Annotated in this window: 20 protein-coding genes; 5 read left to right on the top strand and 15 right to left on the bottom strand. The window is 44.1% G+C overall.

Annotated features, from left to right (window positions below; translation table 11 throughout):
- Positions 1–172: 172 nt before the first annotated feature.
- Together MK370_RS01020 and MK370_RS01015 are read right to left on the bottom strand one after the other, a co-directional pair.
- Positions 173–1,354, bottom strand: coding sequence for a pyridoxal phosphate-dependent aminotransferase (locus MK370_RS01020; protein ID WP_268683811.1), 1,182 nt, complete (start codon positions 1,352–1,354; stop codon positions 173–175).
- Entirely contained in the window at positions 1,351–1,839 is a 489-nt protein-coding gene (locus MK370_RS01015; RefSeq protein ID WP_268683810.1) for a DUF5590 domain-containing protein, read from the bottom strand. The genes MK370_RS01020 and MK370_RS01015 overlap by 4 nt, the downstream gene beginning before the upstream one ends.
- Before the next feature lie 114 nt (positions 1,840–1,953).
- Here MK370_RS01015 and MK370_RS01010 point away from each other — a divergent pair, with 114 nt between their 5' ends.
- On the top strand, positions 1,954–2,400 hold the full coding sequence (locus MK370_RS01010) for a MarR family winged helix-turn-helix transcriptional regulator (protein ID WP_268683809.1): 447 nt from the start codon (positions 1,954–1,956) through the stop codon (positions 2,398–2,400).
- A gap of 85 nt (positions 2,401–2,485) precedes the next feature.
- Positions 2,486–3,034, top strand: a complete 549-nt coding sequence (locus MK370_RS01005) for an NADPH-dependent FMN reductase (protein WP_268683808.1) — start codon at positions 2,486–2,488, stop codon at positions 3,032–3,034.
- 207 nt (positions 3,035–3,241) lie between these two features.
- On the opposite strand, the gene yaaA is transcribed toward MK370_RS01005, so the two are convergent.
- Both yaaA and MK370_RS00995 read right to left on the bottom strand, forming a co-directional pair.
- The gene (gene yaaA / locus MK370_RS01000) at positions 3,242–3,970 is read right to left on the bottom strand and encodes a peroxide stress protein YaaA (RefSeq protein ID WP_268683807.1); all 729 of its coding nucleotides are present in this window, start codon (positions 3,968–3,970) and stop codon (positions 3,242–3,244) included.
- 16 nt (positions 3,971–3,986) lie between these two features.
- Entirely contained in the window at positions 3,987–4,571 is a 585-nt protein-coding gene (locus MK370_RS00995) for a VanZ family protein (protein ID WP_268683806.1), read from the bottom strand.
- Between the two features lie 129 nt (positions 4,572–4,700).
- Between MK370_RS00995 and MK370_RS00990 the strand changes: the two genes are divergently transcribed.
- Together MK370_RS00990 and trhA are read left to right on the top strand one after the other, a co-directional pair.
- The gene (locus MK370_RS00990) at positions 4,701–5,162 is read left to right on the top strand and encodes a DUF1836 domain-containing protein (protein WP_268683805.1); all 462 of its coding nucleotides are present in this window, start codon (positions 4,701–4,703) and stop codon (positions 5,160–5,162) included.
- On the top strand, positions 5,146–5,793 hold the full coding sequence (gene trhA / locus MK370_RS00985; protein ID WP_268683804.1) for a PAQR family membrane homeostasis protein TrhA: 648 nt from the start codon (positions 5,146–5,148) through the stop codon (positions 5,791–5,793). Before MK370_RS00990 ends, trhA begins: the two co-directional genes overlap by 17 nt.
- Positions 5,794–5,857: 64 nt before the next feature.
- On the opposite strand, the gene MK370_RS00980 is transcribed toward trhA, so the two are convergent.
- Complete coding sequence (locus MK370_RS00980) at positions 5,858–6,424, bottom strand: ECF transporter S component (RefSeq protein WP_268683803.1); 567 nt, start codon at positions 6,422–6,424, stop codon at positions 5,858–5,860.
- Positions 6,381–7,271, bottom strand: a complete 891-nt coding sequence (locus MK370_RS00975) for a pyridoxamine kinase (protein ID WP_268683802.1) — start codon at positions 7,269–7,271, stop codon at positions 6,381–6,383. Before MK370_RS00975 ends, MK370_RS00980 begins: the two co-directional genes overlap by 44 nt.
- Before the next feature lie 39 nt (positions 7,272–7,310).
- Between MK370_RS00975 and MK370_RS00970 the strand changes: the two genes are divergently transcribed.
- On the top strand, positions 7,311–8,630 hold the full coding sequence (locus tag MK370_RS00970; RefSeq protein ID WP_268683801.1) for a PLP-dependent aminotransferase family protein: 1,320 nt from the start codon (positions 7,311–7,313) through the stop codon (positions 8,628–8,630).
- Positions 8,631–8,679: 49 nt separating this feature from the next.
- On the opposite strand, the gene MK370_RS00965 is transcribed toward MK370_RS00970, so the two are convergent.
- The 9 genes from MK370_RS00965 to rfbA form a co-directional block, all read right to left on the bottom strand.
- Entirely contained in the window at positions 8,680–10,419 is a 1,740-nt protein-coding gene (locus MK370_RS00965) for an ABC transporter ATP-binding protein (protein ID WP_268683800.1), read from the bottom strand.
- Between the two features lies 1 nt (position 10,420).
- Complete coding sequence (locus tag MK370_RS00960) at positions 10,421–12,163, bottom strand: ABC transporter ATP-binding protein (RefSeq protein ID WP_268683799.1); 1,743 nt, start codon at positions 12,161–12,163, stop codon at positions 10,421–10,423.
- A gap of 87 nt (positions 12,164–12,250) precedes the next feature.
- Complete coding sequence (locus MK370_RS00955) at positions 12,251–12,922, bottom strand: MmcQ/YjbR family DNA-binding protein (RefSeq protein WP_268683798.1); 672 nt, start codon at positions 12,920–12,922, stop codon at positions 12,251–12,253.
- A gap of 32 nt (positions 12,923–12,954) precedes the next feature.
- A complete protein-coding gene (locus tag MK370_RS00950; protein ID WP_268684456.1) occupies positions 12,955–13,587 on the bottom strand; it encodes a copper homeostasis protein CutC in 633 nt (210 codons plus the stop codon).
- Between the two features lie 64 nt (positions 13,588–13,651).
- Positions 13,652–14,512 carry a GNAT family N-acetyltransferase gene (locus tag MK370_RS00945; protein ID WP_268683797.1) on the bottom strand — a complete coding sequence of 287 codons (861 nt, stop codon included), beginning with the start codon at positions 14,510–14,512 and terminating at the stop codon, positions 13,652–13,654.
- A 90-nt stretch (positions 14,513–14,602) separates the two neighbouring features.
- On the bottom strand, positions 14,603–15,202 hold the full coding sequence (locus MK370_RS00940; RefSeq protein ID WP_268683796.1) for a hypothetical protein: 600 nt from the start codon (positions 15,200–15,202) through the stop codon (positions 14,603–14,605).
- 203 nt (positions 15,203–15,405) lie between these two features.
- Positions 15,406–16,452, bottom strand: a complete 1,047-nt coding sequence (gene rfbB, locus MK370_RS00935) for a dTDP-glucose 4,6-dehydratase (protein ID WP_268683795.1) — start codon at positions 16,450–16,452, stop codon at positions 15,406–15,408.
- A gap of 241 nt (positions 16,453–16,693) precedes the next feature.
- Complete coding sequence (locus MK370_RS00930; protein WP_268683794.1) at positions 16,694–17,287, bottom strand: dTDP-4-dehydrorhamnose 3,5-epimerase family protein; 594 nt, start codon at positions 17,285–17,287, stop codon at positions 16,694–16,696.
- A 4-nt stretch (positions 17,288–17,291) separates the two neighbouring features.
- On the bottom strand, positions 17,292–18,161 hold the full coding sequence (gene rfbA, locus MK370_RS00925) for a glucose-1-phosphate thymidylyltransferase RfbA (protein ID WP_002897349.1): 870 nt from the start codon (positions 18,159–18,161) through the stop codon (positions 17,292–17,294).
- Between the last annotated feature and the right edge of the window lie 50 nt (positions 18,162–18,211).

Below are 18,211 nucleotides of genomic sequence, written 5' to 3'. Positions count from 1 at the left end.
TTTGACTAGAGTGAAAAACGCTTCCATCTCTTTCTATATTATTTTACCATTTTATTTAACTCATTGCCAGTACAGTCAAAAAAATGAAAAGGACGAACTCTGAGTTCATCCTTATCTATTGTTTATAAATTTTGGTAGGTTATCTTTAGCAAGCAATGCCGGTTTGCGAGCTTTATTTACTCTCCATAAATTGCTGCAGTCGTTGAACTGCTTCTTTGAGTGTTTCCAGGTCTGTTGCATAGCTAAGACGGACATTTTCTGGAGCACCGAAGCCTGCTCCGGTCACCAGAGCTACGCCAACTTCTTCTAAAATTGCTGTCGTAAAGTCGGTCACATCTGTGTAACCTTTCATTTCCATGGCTTTCTTGACATTTGGAAAGAGATAGAAGGCCCCTTGTGGCTTGACCACTTCAAATCCTGGCACCTGAGCCAAGAGTGGATAGATGGTATTAAGACGTTCTTCAAAGGCCTGGCGCATGGTTTCAACCGTTTCCTGACTGCCAGTCAAGGCCTCGATTGCTGCATATTGAGCCGCTGCTGTCGGGTTAGAAGTCGTTTGACCTGCAATCTTACTCATGGCCGCTATAATTTCCGGCTCACCAACTGCATAGCCAATCCGCCAGCCTGTCATGGAGTAGCTCTTAGAGACACCATTGATGACCACCGTCTGCTTGCGAATCTCCTCAGACAGACTGGAAATTGGTGTAAATTTATTGCCGTTATAAACCAGACGTCCATAAATGTCATCTGCCAAAATCAGAATGTCATGCTCTACAGCCCAGTTCCCAATCGCCAGCAGCTCCTCTGCTGTATAAATCATACCAGTCGGGTTGGACGGAGAATTCAAAACCAAGACCTTGGTCTTATCAGTACGAGCAGCTTCTAGCTGTTCCACCATCACCTTGAAATTGTTTTCCTCTGTGGCTTGGACAAAAACAGGAGTCCCCTCGGCCATCTTAATCTGGTCGCCATAGCTTACCCAATAAGGCGTCGGAATGATAGCTTCATCACCTGGGTCAAGCACACTCATAAAGAAGGTATAGAGGGAGAACTTAGCTCCAGTTGCCACCGTCACTTGATTCGGCTGGATTGTGTAGCCGTAATAGTTGGCAAAATACTCTACTACAGCTTCTTTTAGCTCTGGCAGACCGCTAGTCACCGTATAAAAGCTAGCACGGCCATCCTCAATAGCTGCTACAGCCGCATCTCGGATATTCTTAGGCGTTGGAAAATCCGGCTCTCCCAGAGTCAGAGATAGAATATCCCTCCCCTGCGCTTTCAAAGCCTTAGCACGCGCTGCTGTTGCTAAAGTCACACTTTCTTCCATCTTTAAGACACGATTTGATAATTTCATAGTCCCTCCTTGCTGGCCAACTGTCCGCTTTCAAAACCAATCAGGTAGTAGGTGCCTCCCGACTTGACTTCCCAGATGGGCTGATCTTTAAAATAGCCCATGGTCACCTTATCAATAGTTCCTGCTCCATTTTCCTTGGCAATGCTCTCCGCCTCTGTCTGACTGACGCCTTGGTCCAGTCGATAGACCCGAATCTCATTGGAATCTTTTGCAATCAATACAGCTTTTTCGACACCCTTACTTGTCTTGCCAAGCAGACTGTAGTAAGATTCCTGCCCATTGTAGATGGCAAATGAGTCAACTTTTGCAAGATCTGCGTATTCCTTGGCCAAGCGTCTGCTTGCTTCCTTAGCCGACTGTCTCGGCTGCATGGATACTTGCAAAACTGCAAAAAATGAAAAGACAAGAACGCTGAGAACGATAAAAATACCGATAAGGTACTGCCAAATTGGAAAACTGGCTTTATTTCTATTTTTATATTTCACTCCGTCATTATACTACAAATACTACTATTTTTCTATCTTTTTTTGATGAGAATATTCTCAAAATTCTAAAGCAATATCCTTGCATATGATACTATTTATTGGTAAAATATTGTTATGAAGATTACAGACGATTTAAACAAAGAAGCTCTGCTTGATTTGAAAACCATGATTGTCTTTCACAAGGCAGCAAGAACCATCCGTGCCATTGAAGCCCAGATTTTTAAAAAGCATGATTTGACTCCTACTCAGTTTTCCGTCTTAGAAACCTTGTACAGCAAAGGGGAACTGCGTATTCAGGACCTGATTGACCGCATATTGGCAACTTCTGGCAACATGACTGTCGTCATCAAAAATATGGAACGCGACGGCTGGATTGTCCGCACCTGCGACCCAAATGACCGCCGGGCTTTTTTGATTGGTTTGACAGAACAAGGCAGAGCTAAAATCGAAGCCGCCCTGCCTGATCATATCAAAAATATTCAGCAAGCTCTTTCCATTCTCGAAGAAGAAGATAAACAAGATTTGATTCGCATTCTAAAAAATTTCAAAAAAATGAGCTAAATAATTGCTAACTAGTGATTAATGTTGTAACATATATTGTAACAAGAGAAATTTCTCTTTATTTTATAAAAAAGGAGACAATGCAATGTCTAAAGTATTATTCATCGTCGGCTCGCTTCGTCAAGGTTCTTTCAACCACCAATTGGCTGAGCAAGCTGAAAAAGCTTTGGCTGGCAAGGCAGAAGTTTCATATCTTGATTACAAAGATGTACCATTCTTCAACCAAGACATCGAAAATCCTGATCCAGCTGCTGTTGCTAAGGTTAGTGAAGAAATTTTGGCCGCTGATGCCATCTGGATTTTCTCACCTGTCTACAACTGGGCTATTCCAGGAGTAGTGAAAAGCCTCTTGGACTGGGCTTCACGCGCTCTGGATCTGTCAGACCCAACTGGCCCATCTGCTCTGAATGCTAAGGTTGTTACTGTTTCATCTGTAGCTAACGGCACATCACCAGATGAAGTATTCAAGCACTACCGCAGCCTGCTGCCATTCATCCGTATGAACGTGGTAGAACCATTCACAGGTGTTGGTATCAACCCAGAAGCATGGGGAACTGGTCAACTGACTGTCGCAGAAGACAAACTTGCTGAACTCTCAGCACAGGCTGATGCTCTTTTAGCAGCCCTTAACTAAAAAGAGAAGATTATAAAAAGAAAAGAAAACTTATAAGACACTAACCCCCCGCAAATAATTGCGAGGGGTTTTAGTACGGGATTTATCAAAATAGTCTCAATTTTAGTACTTTTAGAGAGACAAATAAAATTTAAGATTTTTAAAGTATATTGTTGGATTTAACACATAAAAAGAATGCTATTTTCTTGTATAAATACTTCTTCTCTTCTAAAATTCCTTCACATAAACCAACTCTTGGTCACTGGACAGGTCAGGTCGGTAAGTGAAGCCGGCAAAGTTTAATTTCTTCATCCGTTCAACTTCTGTCACTTGGTTAGTTATTAGAGCTGTTAAAAACTCGCCACGTGCTTTTTTAGAAATGGTCGAATGGACTTTCAGCTTGCCATCTCGGTTTTCTAGAAACTTGAAACCTATCATGCGCTGGCGGATTCCCTTAGAAAAGACCGTTTCAAACTCGCTGGACAGGAGAGAGAAAATCACCTCATCTTCTGCCAGAGCTTGGTCATAAGCTTCCTTCCAAAATGCCTTGAGACTCTTCCCATCTAACTTGAGTGGCATCATAAAGTCCAAGCGATGGGGCGCTATGGGCTCCAGGGCAGGGATGACTCCGTAAAGTGCTGATGTGATAGCAAGATGCTTCTCGATATACTGTCTCTCTTCTTCGGTATAACCCTCTCTCTTGATATGGCGGTACATGAGGCCGTCAAAAAGATAAAGTGCTGGAGCATGCTGCGCAGTTCCTTCTCGCAGAGCCTGAATGGCTTGCCACTCTACCTCTGCTCTTTTTGGGGAGATTTTATAAAATGATGCCAAGTCAGCTACTGACATGGCTGTCAACTCATCCAACACAGCTTGAGTTTGTGCTGAAAGTGGATTAGGGATTGTAGATGGCGCAGTTAGATTCAACTCTTTAGCAGTTGGGATAAGAATTTTCATAGTTTCCTTCTTTCATTTAGTGAATATGGCGGACAACCCATTTGCCTAAGGTTGTCTCTAGTAGATAGCTACCGATGATGAAGCCTAGCAGATTGGTCAAGATATCACCCAAGTCAAAAATGCCAAGGTGAAAGAGATACTGGCTCCCCTCAACCATACTAATAGCCAAGGTAAAACAAGCCACATGTTTCCATGACAGCTTGCAGAGAAAGCCCAGCGGAATGAACATAATGATATTCATGGTTGGTACCAGCTTATCTCCATAAATCCAATTATAGGTAAAAGACTGCAGGTCTAGACTGAAGCCCTGTTTACCGATATTTTTCAAAAAGAGAGCATAAAACAAAATGATAAAATAAAGGGTGTAACTAGCTAGCACCAGCCAACGAGGAATGTGCCGACTATAGAGGCCGCGAATAAAAAGCGAGCTAATAGCTGTCAGAGTCAGAACGATAGAAGCTGGCATCAGCAGGTTCCACTCTGGCTGATTCTTGTAAAAGACGACGGCTACGTAGGCATAAAAAAAGCGCATATAGATCCAAGACCAAAAAATCATACTGCCTAGGAAGGCTGTCATATCAAAGATTGTTTGTTTTTTCATCTGAGACCTCCCTTTCTTCTTTTTAAAATTATATCAAATTTCAATGGGACATTCTATTTTTTGCTTGACTTTGATTTACAGAGATGTTATCATCTAGTTATAAAGACTAGATAAGAAAGTGATAAAGATTTGAACCCTCAACAAGTTTTTCCCAAGTGGGACGAAATACCAGACCTGGATCTATATTTGGATCAGGTTCTGCTCTATGTAAACAATGTCTGTGGCTCTTCCTTTTCAGCTGCTGACAAGGGACTAACCGCTTCTATGATTAACAACTATGTCAAGCACGGCTATATTGCCAAGCCAGTCAAGAAAAAATATCAACGCCGCCAAGTAGCCCGCTTGATTGCCATTACGACCTTAAAGACAGTCTTTTCTATCCAGGAAATTTCTGCCACTTTAAATATGCTACATAAGGAAGCAGATTCGCGAGAACTCTATGACGACTTTGTAGACTATATGAACGGCAGCAAGCTAGAGGTTGCACCCATCATTTCCACAGCCTGCCAGACGGTCAAACTCTATCAAAAGACCTTATCCCTAATCCAAGTACCAAGTGAGGAGGAAGAAAATCTTGAACTACGCGCTTAAACTCAGTAAAAAACTATCCTTCGGAGAGGAAATTGCAAACGCTGTTACCCATGCGGTAGGGGCTGTTCTGATGCTGATTCTGCTGCCTATCTCAGCCATTTATAGCTATGAAGAGGACGGCTTGGTGGCTGCTGTCGGAACTTCTATCTTTGTCATCAGCCTCTTTCTCATGTTCCTCTCTTCAACTGTCTACCATTCCATGTCCTATGGCTCAACCCACAAGTATATCTTGCGCATTATCGACCACTCTATGATTTACATCGCCATCGCTGGCAGCTACACGCCTGTCGTGCTGTCACTGATGAATAACTGGTTTGGCTATCTCATCATTGCTATCCAGTGGGGCACAACCATCTTTGGCATTCTTTACAAGATTTTCGCCAAGAAGGTCAATGAAAAATTCAGTTTAGCCCTCTATCTTATTATGGGCTGGCTGGTGGTCTTTATCATTCCGCAGATTATCGGTCAAACTGGACCTATCTTCTGGGGACTCATGCTGGCTGGTGGTCTCTGCTATACTGTAGGAGCTGGCTTCTATGCTCAAAAGAAGCCCTACTTCCACATGATTTGGCATCTTTTCATTCTAGCTGCTTCCGCCCTGCAATATCTTGCTATCGTTTATTTTATGTAAGAGAAAAACACAAAAACCGTCTGAGGATTTTCAGACGGTTTCTTTGTTTATGCTGATTGTTGATTCATCCCTGCTTTTCTAGAGTCTTTCTTTGCTTGTGTGCTTTTCTAACTTGCTGAAAGATTGGATATAAGATTGGGACAGCGATGACTGTCGCTAGACTGGAGCCAAATGTACCAGTAATTTTAGCTACTGCCAGTAAAAAGGCTGCTGGTAAACTACTCCCGCCAAGCAGTGTTCCTGTCAGAGTGTACTTGAGGATATTAAGCACAATCTTCACCAAAGCTGCGGCTACCGCTATCACGAGAATATTTCTTAGTTTATCCCTTCTCTGAAAGAGTCCTTCATACAGAAAATGAATCACCACGGCTACCGCAAGAGCTTCTAGCAAGATAATTGGGATTTCCGCTGTGTAACCATTCAGTAAGTCAAATATTCCCAATCCGATAGCGGCTGCTAAAAAACCGAGTTTACTGCCAAAAATCAGACAGCCCACTACCACTAGTGCATTTCCAAAGTGAATAAACTGAGCTCCGACAGGAATTTTAAAAAACTGAATGCTCAGAAAAATCAAAGCAGCAAATAAACTAATCATGGTTAAGGTTTGCAAATCGAGTGTTTGTTTCTTCATCTTTTTCCTCCATCAAGGCTTGAAAATCAGCAAAAAGCTCTCCTAGGTAGGGCTGGTAAAAAACGCCCTTCTTTGGATCTATTTGCTCTTTAAAGCTAAGTGCCAAGCTCTTTTCAATAAACTTCAAAATCACAGGCAGGGCTTGCTTGATGTCAATTCTCTGAACAAAAGCCGCAGCTACAAGTGTCGTCAATATATCACCCGTTCCAAAAAATTGCTGGGGCAGAGCTGGACTAGAAAAGAGGTTAAACTCCTCTGTTGCCGCATCAAAATAGGCCACACCAATCTGATTCTCTTTCATCGGCAAGCCAGTCAGCAAGACCTTGCTCGGTCCTAACTCAGTCAAACGCTTGCAGTAGTCCTCCCATCTATCTTCAGATAAACTCGCTTCGTAGGGTTCTTCCAATAACAAACAGGCATCCGTCAAATTGGGCAGAACCAAATCGGCATGCTGGCAGAGGCGACGCATATGGTCTAGATGGGCATCTGAAAATCCCTGATAAAAAGTCCCCTTGTCCCCCATGATAGGATCCACGATAAGGGGCAAGCTTTTTTCCTCTTTAAAGAGCAGCAAATTTTCCACCTGTATGTCAGACTTCAAATATCCTGTTACCAGAGCTGAAAAGTCGAACTCCATGCTCTGCCATTGTTTCAAAAAAGAAAGCATCCCATACGTGTAATCATCCATATAGATGTCTGAAAAACCGCCTGTATGGGAAGATAAAATCATGGTTGGCAAGAGGGACACCTCTAGCTGGCAAATTGCAAAGAGTGGCAGGGCAGCTGTTGCAGCAACCTTCCCTAAGCCAGAAATATCTGTGGCCAGAATGACTGTTTTTGTTTTCATGACTCCTCCTACTTGCTCTCTATTGTAAAATATCTGAAAATGAGTTACAATATGAAAAAATCAAATCTGTATGGGGACAGTTTTATGACCAAGGCAAAATACCAACGCATCGTTGATAAGATTACTAAGGATATTAAAGAGGGAAAACTGGCAACTGGTCAGAAAATTCCTTCTGTCCGACAGCTAGCAGAGCGTTATCACTGTAGTAAGGATACCGCGCAAAAGGCTCTGATTGAGCTCAAGTATCAGAAGTACATCTATGCCGTTCCCAAAAGCGGCTACTATGTGCTGGAAAATGCTCAAGGAGAAAAGCAGGATTTGGAGCTGTCTGTGAGGGATGACCGTCACCAAGCCTATGAGGATTTCCGACTCTGTGTAAATGAAACTCTGATTGGCCGGGAAAATTATCTCTTCAATTACTACCTTCAGCAGGAAGGACTGGAGGATCTGCGTCGCTCCGTGCAAAAGCTGATGTTGGACTCTGCTGTCTACGCTTCTATGGACCAGCTAGTACTGACTTCCGGCACCCAGCAGGCCCTCTATATCCTCTCACAGATTGACTTTCCCAATCAAAAAGAGCGAATCTTGGTGGAACAGCCGACCTACCATCGTATTAATGACCTTCTGCTAGCGCAAAAACTTCCTTGTGAAACCATTGAAAGAACACCTCAGGGGATTAATCTAGGAGAGTTGGAGAAGATTTTTCAAAGCGGAAAGATCAAGTTTTTCTACACTATTCCGCGCTTTCACTATCCCTTGGGCCACTCCTACAGTCAGCAGGACAAGGAAGAGATTCTTCGGCTAGCCCAGCTCTATAATGTCTATGTTGTAGAAGACGACTACCTATCAGACTTTGATGGCCGGCGGGAGCTAACCTTTCACTATTTAGATAATAGCCAGCGAGTCATCTACATTAAGTCCTTTTCAACCAGCCTTTTCCCAGCCCTGAGGATTACCGCCCTGCTCCTTCCGCCCCAGATTCAAAAGACCTTCATCGCTTACAAAAGCGCCGTGGACTACGACAGCAACCTCATCATGCAGAAGGCCCTATCGCTCTACATCGACAGTCTCATGTTTGAAAAAAATAGGCTGGCGCTGCTGCAGCTTCAAGAAGAGGAAGCAAGAAAGGCGCAGACACTGCTAGAGCAAGCTCAGCTGCCGCTATCCAACTATCTGACCAAGGACGGTGTCCTGCTAGACTTAAGGTCACTTTCTTCCGTCAGTGCTCTCAAACACAGCAGCCTGCCGCTTGACTTCTTTGAACAAAGCTACCTTGCTAGCTGCCCTTACCAGTATGCCAAGCTGCCTTACGATAACTTAGGAGAAAATGTAGAGAAATTAAAAGACTATTTAAAATAGGTGTAGAATTCATTTGTAATTCTACACCTTTCATTTATAATCAGGCTTTTCAAGACCCCATCATCCCAGCCTGAAGTTGATACATTTTCTTATAGGTTCCATCTTGGGCTAACAATTCTTCGTGGCTGCCGGATTCGATAATGCGGCCCTTATCCAAGACATAGATGCAGTCGGCATCCTGAATAGTAGACAGACGGTGGGCAATGGCAATGGTTGTCCTACCCTGCCGCATTTTTCTCAGTGAGGCTTGAATCAACTCCTCTGTCTCCGAATCGATATTAGCCGTCGCTTCATCCAAAATCAAGATTTTAGGCTTGGTGGCGATGGTTCTGGCAAAGGCTAGAAGCTGCCGCTGACCGCTGGAAAAAGTCGCTCCCCGCTCAGTCACGGGGGCGTCATAGCCTTGAGGTAGCTGACTGATAAAGCCATGAGCATCTACAAACTTAGCCGCTTCTATAATTTCTTCTCGCGTCAGCTGCTTTTGGTAAAGCTGAATATTGGAAGCAACGGTACCGTGATAAAGGAAGGGATCCTGCAAAACAAGGCCAATCTTTCGCCGCAGCTCCTCCTGACTATAGTCTTTAATATCACTGCCATCAATCAAAATCTGTCCCCGCTCAAACTCATAAAAACGCAGAAAGAGATTGATAATAGAGGACTTGCCAGAGCCAGTCGATCCCACAAAGGCAATCGTCTGGCCTTTTTTGACAGAAAAGGAGATATCCTGTAAAACATCACGCTTTCCATCATAAGAAAAGGAAACATGCTTGAATTCGATGCTGCCATCTTGGATTTGCATGTCTTGGTTAGCCTGCTCAGGCTCGTAGTCAGTGCGGTCCATAATTTCAAAAACCCTCTCCGCAGCAACCATAGATGTCTGTAAAACAGAGTAATTCTGCATAACATCAATCAAGGGATTAAAAAGCTGATTGACATACTGGATAAAGGCATACATAATACCAGCCGTAATTCCCGCCACTTGCCAAGTCAAGCCAAAGTAAGTCAGAATCACTCCATAAGCCAAGATTTTCAGCAGGGACATGGCCGGTCTCAGAAAGAGACTGTTGATATTGAGATAGCGATTGGTGAAGCCTAAATGCTGACCGTTAATTTCTTCAAATTCCCGCAGCAATCGCTTCTCTTGCCCAAAAGCTTGGATAATCCGCATTCCCTCGATACTCTCAGATAGCTTGACATTCAAATCACTGAGCTTATTCCGGACCTGCTTCAGCTGACGATTGGATAAATGTTGATAGAGCAAGATAGAGGCTGCCATCAGAGGTAAAAATAGAGCAATCATCAGGGTCAATTGCCAGTTGAGGGCAAACATGGCGCTCAAAGTAACAACTAAAATCAGCAAGGAGCTCAAAAAATTAGAAAAAATCTCACTGAACATATCTGCGACTGCCTGAGTATCATTGGTCAAGCGGGAAACGATAGCACCAGCTGGCGTTCTATCAAAATAAGCCATTTGGAGGCGCTGGATATTGGCAAAACTTTCCTGTCGCAAGTCCCGAACCACGCTTTGAGCCACACGCGCAAAGAAATACTTTCCCAAGAAGGTAAAAAGTACCCGCAAGAGGAAAAGGCCATAGTAAAGAGCCAGCAAAGGCAGGCCAGCCCAAGCTTGATTGCGGCCGATAAACTGATCAATAAAATAGCGGGCCAGAAGCGGCAAGGCCGTTGTGACCAGAGTCGTCAGCAGAATGAAGATCAAGGCCATGCTGCTCACTATTCTGTAGCGCCACATGTAGCCTAGGAGGCGATGAAAAGTTGCTTTCTTTTTCATGTTAATCTTCCTCCTTCAAGCTTTCTGCCAGCTGCTGATTATGGTATGTCTGAGCATACCAGCCCTCTTGCTCCAATAGCTCTTGATGAGTGCCCCGCTCCTTGATTCGTCCCTCTTCCATAACCAAAATCAGGTCTGCATGCACCAAGGCTGACAGCCGATGAGCTGTGATGATGGTTGTCTTGCCAGCACGCTCTGACTTTAGATTTTCTAAAATCAGATGCTCCGTCTTAGCATCGACAGCTGACAGAGAGTCATCCAAAATCAGAATATCAGGATTAGTTATAATAGCCCGACTCATCGCCAAGCGCTGTTTCTGCCCACCAGACAGGGACAACCCCCGCTCACCGACAACCGTATCCAGCCCCTCTGGCATAGCCTGAATGTCCTCATACACACCACAGAGTTGAGCGGCAGCTAGAACCTGACTATCTGTCAGCTGGGGATTCGCAAAGCGAATATTGTCCCGAATGGACAGAGCAAAGAGCATCTGTTCCTGTGGTACATAGCCGATAAGACGACGCAGGTCTTTGAGGCGGTACTCCCGGATATCATGGCCATTCAGATAGATAGCCCCCTCCTGGATATCCTGCTCCCGCAGCAGCAAGCGCAGAAGAGTGGTCTTCCCTGAGCCCGTCTGACCGACAATGCCCAGTGTCTGTCCCTGCTCAATGGAAAAATGAATATCCGATAAACTAGTCTCCTCTGCATAAGCAAACTTCTGAATGTCATAATCTAATCGACCATTTTCCGCATGAGAGAGGGGTTGTTCAGCTTCCTTGACATCTGACTCCTGAGCCAGAAGTTTCTCGATTCGCTCATAAGAAACAGCCCCTCGCTGGCCGATGTTAAAAAGATATCCTGTAGCCTGCAACGGCCAAACCAGCATATCCAGATAAGTGATAAAAGTAACCAACTCTCCTATAGTAAACTGCCCTTGGGAGATAAAAATTCCACCGAAAATCAAGGTCAAAACATAAGAAAGACCGATAAAAAGCAAAACCAAGGGGTCGAAAAGAGAATCGTACTTGGCAGCCAAAACGTTTTTTTCGTAGACTTCCTGATTGGTCTTAGCAAAAGACTGAGTCTCAGCTTCCTGATAGCCAAAGGACTTGGTCACTCGAATCCCTGAAACACTCTCCTGAACCTTATTGTTCAAATCTGAAAATGCCTCTTGAGCAGCCTTAAAACTTTCATGATTTTTTCGGCCAATCAAGCCCGTGCCCCATGACAGGAAGGGCATGGGCACAATGGCAATCAAGGTCAGCCGCCAGTCCAAAATGAAAAACATAGTCAGCAGGGTCACCAAGGCTGTAATAGAAGCATCCACAGCTGACATGACTCCACCACCAGCCAAACTGACAACTGCATTGATATCATTGGTCGCATGAGCCATCAAGTCCCCTGTTCGGTATTTCTGATAAAAAGAGGGAGACATATGAGTAAAGTGCTCGAACAATCGAGAGCGCAGAATTCGTCCCAGATTATTGGACGTCCCTAAGATATAAAGGCGCCAGACATAGCGCAGGCCGTACATGATAAAAGCTGAAGCAATCAGCAACAGCAAATTAAGGAGCAGCTCTTGAGAAGTCAGATGTTTGCTAGCAATTCGGTCAATAACCTGACCTATGACTCTGGGCGGTATCAGATTGAAGACACTGACCAAGGATAAGGCCAGGATACCGATGATATAGCGCCGCTTTTCCAACTTAAAAAACCAGGCTAATTTTCTAATGAGGTTCATAATTTCTCCTATTCTTACTAGTCTTTTTATTATACTGTTTTTTGAGGAAAAATGAAACACAGCGGATTGGAGCGCTGTGCTTCGATTCTATTTTTTACTAGTCAGCTGGTAACTAATAGCCAGTAAATCAAAGATTTCCTGATCGCTCAGGCTATCATCCAAGGGCAGACTGAGCCAATATTTCTTATTCATGTGAAAGGCAGGGTAAATCCCCTTTTTCTGAATCAGTTCTGCTACATGATCATTCTTAACATTTAGCACCTCAATAGCGCCGCTTCGCTCTGCTTCAAACTTAGACCAGTCTGTGGTCAGAAAAGCCCCATACCATTTTTTACTGTCCTGGTGGCGGAAAACTCCAGCCTTGGTCGAGCTCTTTCTGGACGACTTCTCCCAGAGGTACTCTATTTGCCCCTGATAAACCTCAGCCGCATGATCCCGCAGTCGCTTACTCTGCTCATAGAGAAAGCCAGCCTCGTCAAAACAGTGCTGACGGATAGCCAGAAGAGCTGCCTGACAAGCTTCACGAACCTGACCGACAAACTCCCCCGTCACCTGCTCCATCTTGACCTGCAGATAGGCGTCATCAGTATCGCAGTCAAAGACCTGATAGTCCAGCTCTCCATCTCTGATAGTCACTTCCAAGCGAAAGTCACCCTTCATAATCTTCTGCGAGAAACGGTAAGCTCCATCAGACTCCTTAAAACCGTAAGTCTGAAGCTTATCTGGATTAGACTTGTATTTTTCAAATAGTTCCAACATTTTATTAGGAGCCGCTAGAGCCCTTCTCCTCCTTAAAATACAATTTTAGTTCCATGCAGCTGGTCAACTGCCAGACTATCTATAATTTGCTGACGATTGCCTAGATCAATGCCACCTCCCGGCATGATATCAATCCGATCAGCAGCATGCTCGATTAATTCATCCAGCCAAGCAAAATGCTCCTCAATCGGCTCATTAGCAGGTCCTCCGTGGGTCAAAATTCGCTGGACACCGTTTTCAATCAGCCAGTCCATTTCGCCAAACTGGTATTCAGCTGGGATTGAGTCAAAAGCCATGTGGAAGACTACTTCCAGTCCCTTGCAAGCCTCTAGCAGGCGTTGCATCTTCGAAACATCTATTTCGTTCTTCTCCGTCAAGGCACCAAAAACCACTCCCTGACTGCCGGCTTCCTTGGCTTTTTGGATATCAGTCAGCATAATCTCAATTTCAAGATCCGAGTAAACAAAATCACCGCCCCGAGGCCGAATCATGGTCATCACAGTCGCACCGTAAGGCTTGGCTAAGTCAACTGCTGCTTGAATTACGCCATAGCTGGGCGTCGTACCACCGACAGCCAGGTTATCACAGAGTTCAATCCGCTGGACTCCAGCCTTCATAGCCTTTTCTAACAAGGTTACATTTTCCGCACAAAATTCATAAAGCATCATCTCACCTCTGATTTAATATATTAATTTCCTCTATCTATTATAACACAAGAGCTTCGCAATATCAGCTCTTATCAAATTTTCCAGCTTCTCTCTTACACCAATCAAGCCAATTGGTTTGATAGTCTTCCTTGGACAAGATGCGGTTCTGTAAATCAGCTATAGAGAATATGCCTCTTTCTTGACAAGCTTGAAGACAGTATCGATAAAAGTCCCAGTTAAGCTCGTCCCTATCATAATAGATGGGAATATGAGAAAGGCCAGCCTGATAAGCCTTAAAAGCTCTGCTATGTCCATCAGTAAAGAAAACTTTTCCATCCATGCGCTTGACAGGTAAAGCTTCAAGTTCTTGTTGGTCAAAATCAATGCTAATCCTGTCCAGCTTTTCCCGTGAAAGGTAGAACTGACTGGGCTGGATCTGCGCTATGGGCAAGGTCAAATCAAGTGTATAGGACCTACCTTTCTCCCTAGCATGAGTTGGATAGAAACCAAGCGACTCAAACAAACTGCGAGAGGGCTGATTGAAATCATAAATTTCTTGAACTGCTAGTTTCTGATAGCCTAGATTGCGTGCGCGCTGTATCAAAGCAGAAAGAACTTTTTTGCCAATGCCTTTCCCGCGGTAGTCCGCTTTTCCAATGACAATGGGCAAATCATCTTGCCAAAAGGTCACATCTCCAACGGGTAGCCAATGCTCCGTCTCCCAAACCTCAATAAAATACACTTCACCTTGCCTAGCAAGAGATTCATACATTCTTTGAACTCGCTCCGGCGGATAGGGGTCTCTTCTACCATCAATCATATAAATCGTATCTGGATCTTGGTACCAATCTAAGGCCAACTCAAACTGGCCATCATAGGCCCGCAAACGCAGATTGTCATCAATAACAATCAGCTCCTCTTGCTGGATATTAGGAATAGGCATCTTTTCTCCCTCACAATGCTATTGCTCAAATAATAGTATAAAAACTCCATTTGATTCGGAAGCCTTCTTCCTCAAATGAAGTTTTCTTTTTTAGATTCCATAACCCATGCTGAACTGGATTTTAGCAGCTCCGCTCTGGAAGCTGATTTTGTTAATGCTGAATTGACTCTGCGGCAGAGCTAGAAGGAAACTATCTCCCTCTGTTGTGATAGATGAATTAGAGGCCTGCATTTGTTGCTTCAGCATGCCTGTCACCCAAGATTTAGGGATAGGAAGAGAGCCCAGCTTAGCACTATCGATTGTGATGTGCAAGACATTATCCCTCACCGTCACATCCACCTCTAGGTCCAGCTTACTATCAATAAAGAGAAGCTTGACCGGATACTGGATGCGCAGCTTATTGCCTTCAATACTGTAAACACTGTTCAGCAGCTCCTGATTTTCAGAGTCAGTCAGAGAAGACTTGAGCACCTGATTAAGCTGGACGCTATTGAGAGAAACCTCTGTGCTGACTCCCTGAGCCGTCACATTGGCATTGCTCAAAGCCGGCTCAATAATACTCATCCAGGAAGCACTGCCTTGAACATTTTTTAATTGTTCACTTTGATTAACAGATGCAGGAACCAGAAACAGCACCGCTGCAAGCAACAGCACCAAAGCAATTCCCACTACTCTTTTTACCATTTTCATGTTTGTATTCCTTTAATTTGAGAAAATCCCTTTAGCTAAAAACACAGAAAGGATTTATCTTATTTTACACTATTTTTGCATAATTTTCTGTAACAAACATATTAAAAAGCTAACAATCCTGTGAGAAAAGGCTGGGACAAATCATCCCAGCCTCTTAATCACATAGCGCTAGTTTTACAAGGCTCATCATAGATAGCCTATTCTTATTTAATCACTTCCTGAGTCTTAGCATAGTTGGCTTCGACTGCTTCTTTTTCAGATTTCCACCATTCTTGGTTGTCCGTGTACCACTTGATTGTCTCTTTGAGACCTGCTTCAAAGTTGGTGAACTCTGGCTTCCAACCTAGCTCATCACGGAGCTTGCTGGCATCAATGGCATAGCGGAGGTCGTGGCCGGCACGATCTGTCACATGATCATAAGCATCAGCTGGCTGTCCCATTTCCTTGAGAATCAGCTCCAGCACTTCCTTGTTATTCTTCTCACCGTCAGCACCGATCAAGTAAGTTTCACCAATTTGACCCTTGGTCAGAATCGTCCAAACACCTGATGAATGGTCATTGGTATGAATCCAGTCACGGACATTCTTGCCTTCACCGTAGAGTTTTGGCTTGATACCGCTCAAGATATTGGTGATCTGGCGCGGAATGAACTTCTCAATGTGCTGGTAAGGACCATAGTTATTTGAACAGTTAGAAATCGTCGCTTTGACAGCAAATGAGCGCACCCAAGCTTTAACAATCAAGTCTGAAGCTGCCTTGGTTGATGAGTAAGGCGAGCTTGGATTGTACTTGGTTTCAGCAGTAAATTTCTCACCTGGGCCTTCTCCATGTCCTGGCAAATCTTCACGCAGAGGCAGGTCCCCATAGACTTCGTCAGTCGATACATGGTGGAAACGAATATCGTACTTACGAGCTGCTTCCAAGAGTGTGTAAGTTCCGATGAAGTTGGTGTGGATAAATGGACTCGGGTCATTGAGCGAGTTATCATTGTGGCTTTCTGCCGCATAGTGAACGATAGCATCAGCTCTAGAAGCTAGCTTATCTACCAAGCCTGCATCAGCAATATCTCCAACGACCAACTCAACACGGTCGCCCAAAATTTCTTCAATATTAGCACGATTTCCCGCGTAAGTCAGCTTGTCCAGCACTGTCACATGGACATCTGGAAAGTTATTGTAAACATAGTGGACAAAGTTGGAACCGATAAAACCAGCTCCACCTGTCACGATAATTTTTTTGTATTCAGTCATTTTTATTCCTTAACTTTTTTATAATTGCCTTAAGTGGTGGAGACGCAAGCAAACCTTCGGTTTCATCGCTTATTTTTGAACCTCATGTCTCAAAAATTCCCTGTCATGTAACAAATTTTTTAGTTTGTTACATGACTTACACCACAGCGGCAATCATTTCTTTAACTAGCTCCGCTCGAATAGGAGCTGAGCTAAATCATATATTTCAATATAAATTAATGCGTCAGAAAAGAATTCTTTTTTACAAATCTTCTTTTCTTAGAGGTTTGACATCCTTAAGTAGCGGATGCTTCTTGTCTGCTTCTGAGACTTCTGCTGCTTCTAGGTTTTCCCACTGGATGCCTAAAGCTGGGTCTGCATAGTTGACAAAGGCATACTTGGGTTTGAGTTCCAAAGCCCAGTAGTCATTGACCAGGTAGCTATATGAAACGGTATCAGAAAGCACTTGGAAGCCGTTGGCGACGCCCCGAGGTACAAAAATTCCCTTGCTGGCATCAATTACTGTCTGATAGGTATTGCCAAAGGTGTCACCCTCGCGCAGGTCAACCCAAGACCCCAGTACCTTACCGTCATCTGCAACAGAAATGTACTTGTCCCAGGGCTCTGCATGAAGGCCACGCAGGACATTTTTACGAGAAAAACTGACATTATTTTGCAGTTTTCCTTCTGCAAAGAAGCTTTCAGGGAAGCCTAGCGGCAGCATCTTTTCCTTTTGAAAATTCTCCTTAAACCAGCCTCGGTTGTCCCCGCGTACAGGGATATCAAATTCTAACATTCCAGGGATTCCAGGAACCTCACGCGCTGCTAATTCCTTATCAAAAAATTGTTCCGTCATCTTCTTATTCTTCTCCAATCAAGCGCAAGAGATAGTGGCCATATTCATTCTTTTTCAATGGCTGCGCCAATTCATGCACTTGCTCTTTAGTAATATAGCCCATACGATAGGCAATTTCTTCCAGATTTGCCACCTGAACGTTCTGCATACGCTGAACTGTTTCGATATATTGAGCGGCTTCTAAGAGACTTTCGTGGGTTCCTGTATCCAACCAGGCAAAACCACGTCCCATGAGCTCAACAGACAAATCACCACGATCCAAGTAAGCCTTGTTAACATCTGTGATTTCCAGTTCTCCGCGAGGACTTGGTTTGATGTTCTTGGCAATTTCTACAACATCGTTATCATAGAAATACAGTCCTGTCACTGCATAGTTAGAGCGCGGCTGTTCCGGTTTTTCTTCGATGGAGATAGCATTCATATTCTCATCAAATTCTACTACACCAAAGCGTTCTGGATCCTTGACATGGTAGCCAAAAACAGTTGCTCCTTTTTCCTTAGCAGCAGCATTTTGGAGCATTTTGCTTAAACCTGGTCCATGGTAAATATTATCCCCAAGAATCAGCGCCACGCGGTCATCTCCAATAAAATCAGCCCCAATGATAAAGGCTTGTGCCAGCCCGTCCGGACTTGGCTGCTCAGCATAAGAGAGCTTGATACCAAACTCAGATCCATCACCCAGCAGATCCTCAAAACGAGGCAGATCCGTCGGAGTGGAGATAATCAAGATGTCCTTGATACCAGCCAGCATAAGAGTTGACAGTGGATAATAAATCATGGGTTTGTCATAAACCGGCATGAGCTGTTTTGACGCAGCACGGGTCAATGGGTACAAACGTGTACCAGAACCACCTGCAAGAATAATACCTTTCATATGAGTTTCCTCTCTTAATGTATTCTCCTTATTCTACCATTTTTGAAAGC

It is taken from the genome of Streptococcus sanguinis (genome assembly GCF_026781265.1).
Classification (GTDB): Bacteria; Bacillota; Bacilli; order Lactobacillales; family Streptococcaceae; genus Streptococcus; species Streptococcus sanguinis_T.
Note: the sequence above shows the minus strand (reverse complement) of the source record. Positions and strands in the feature narration are given on the sequence as shown.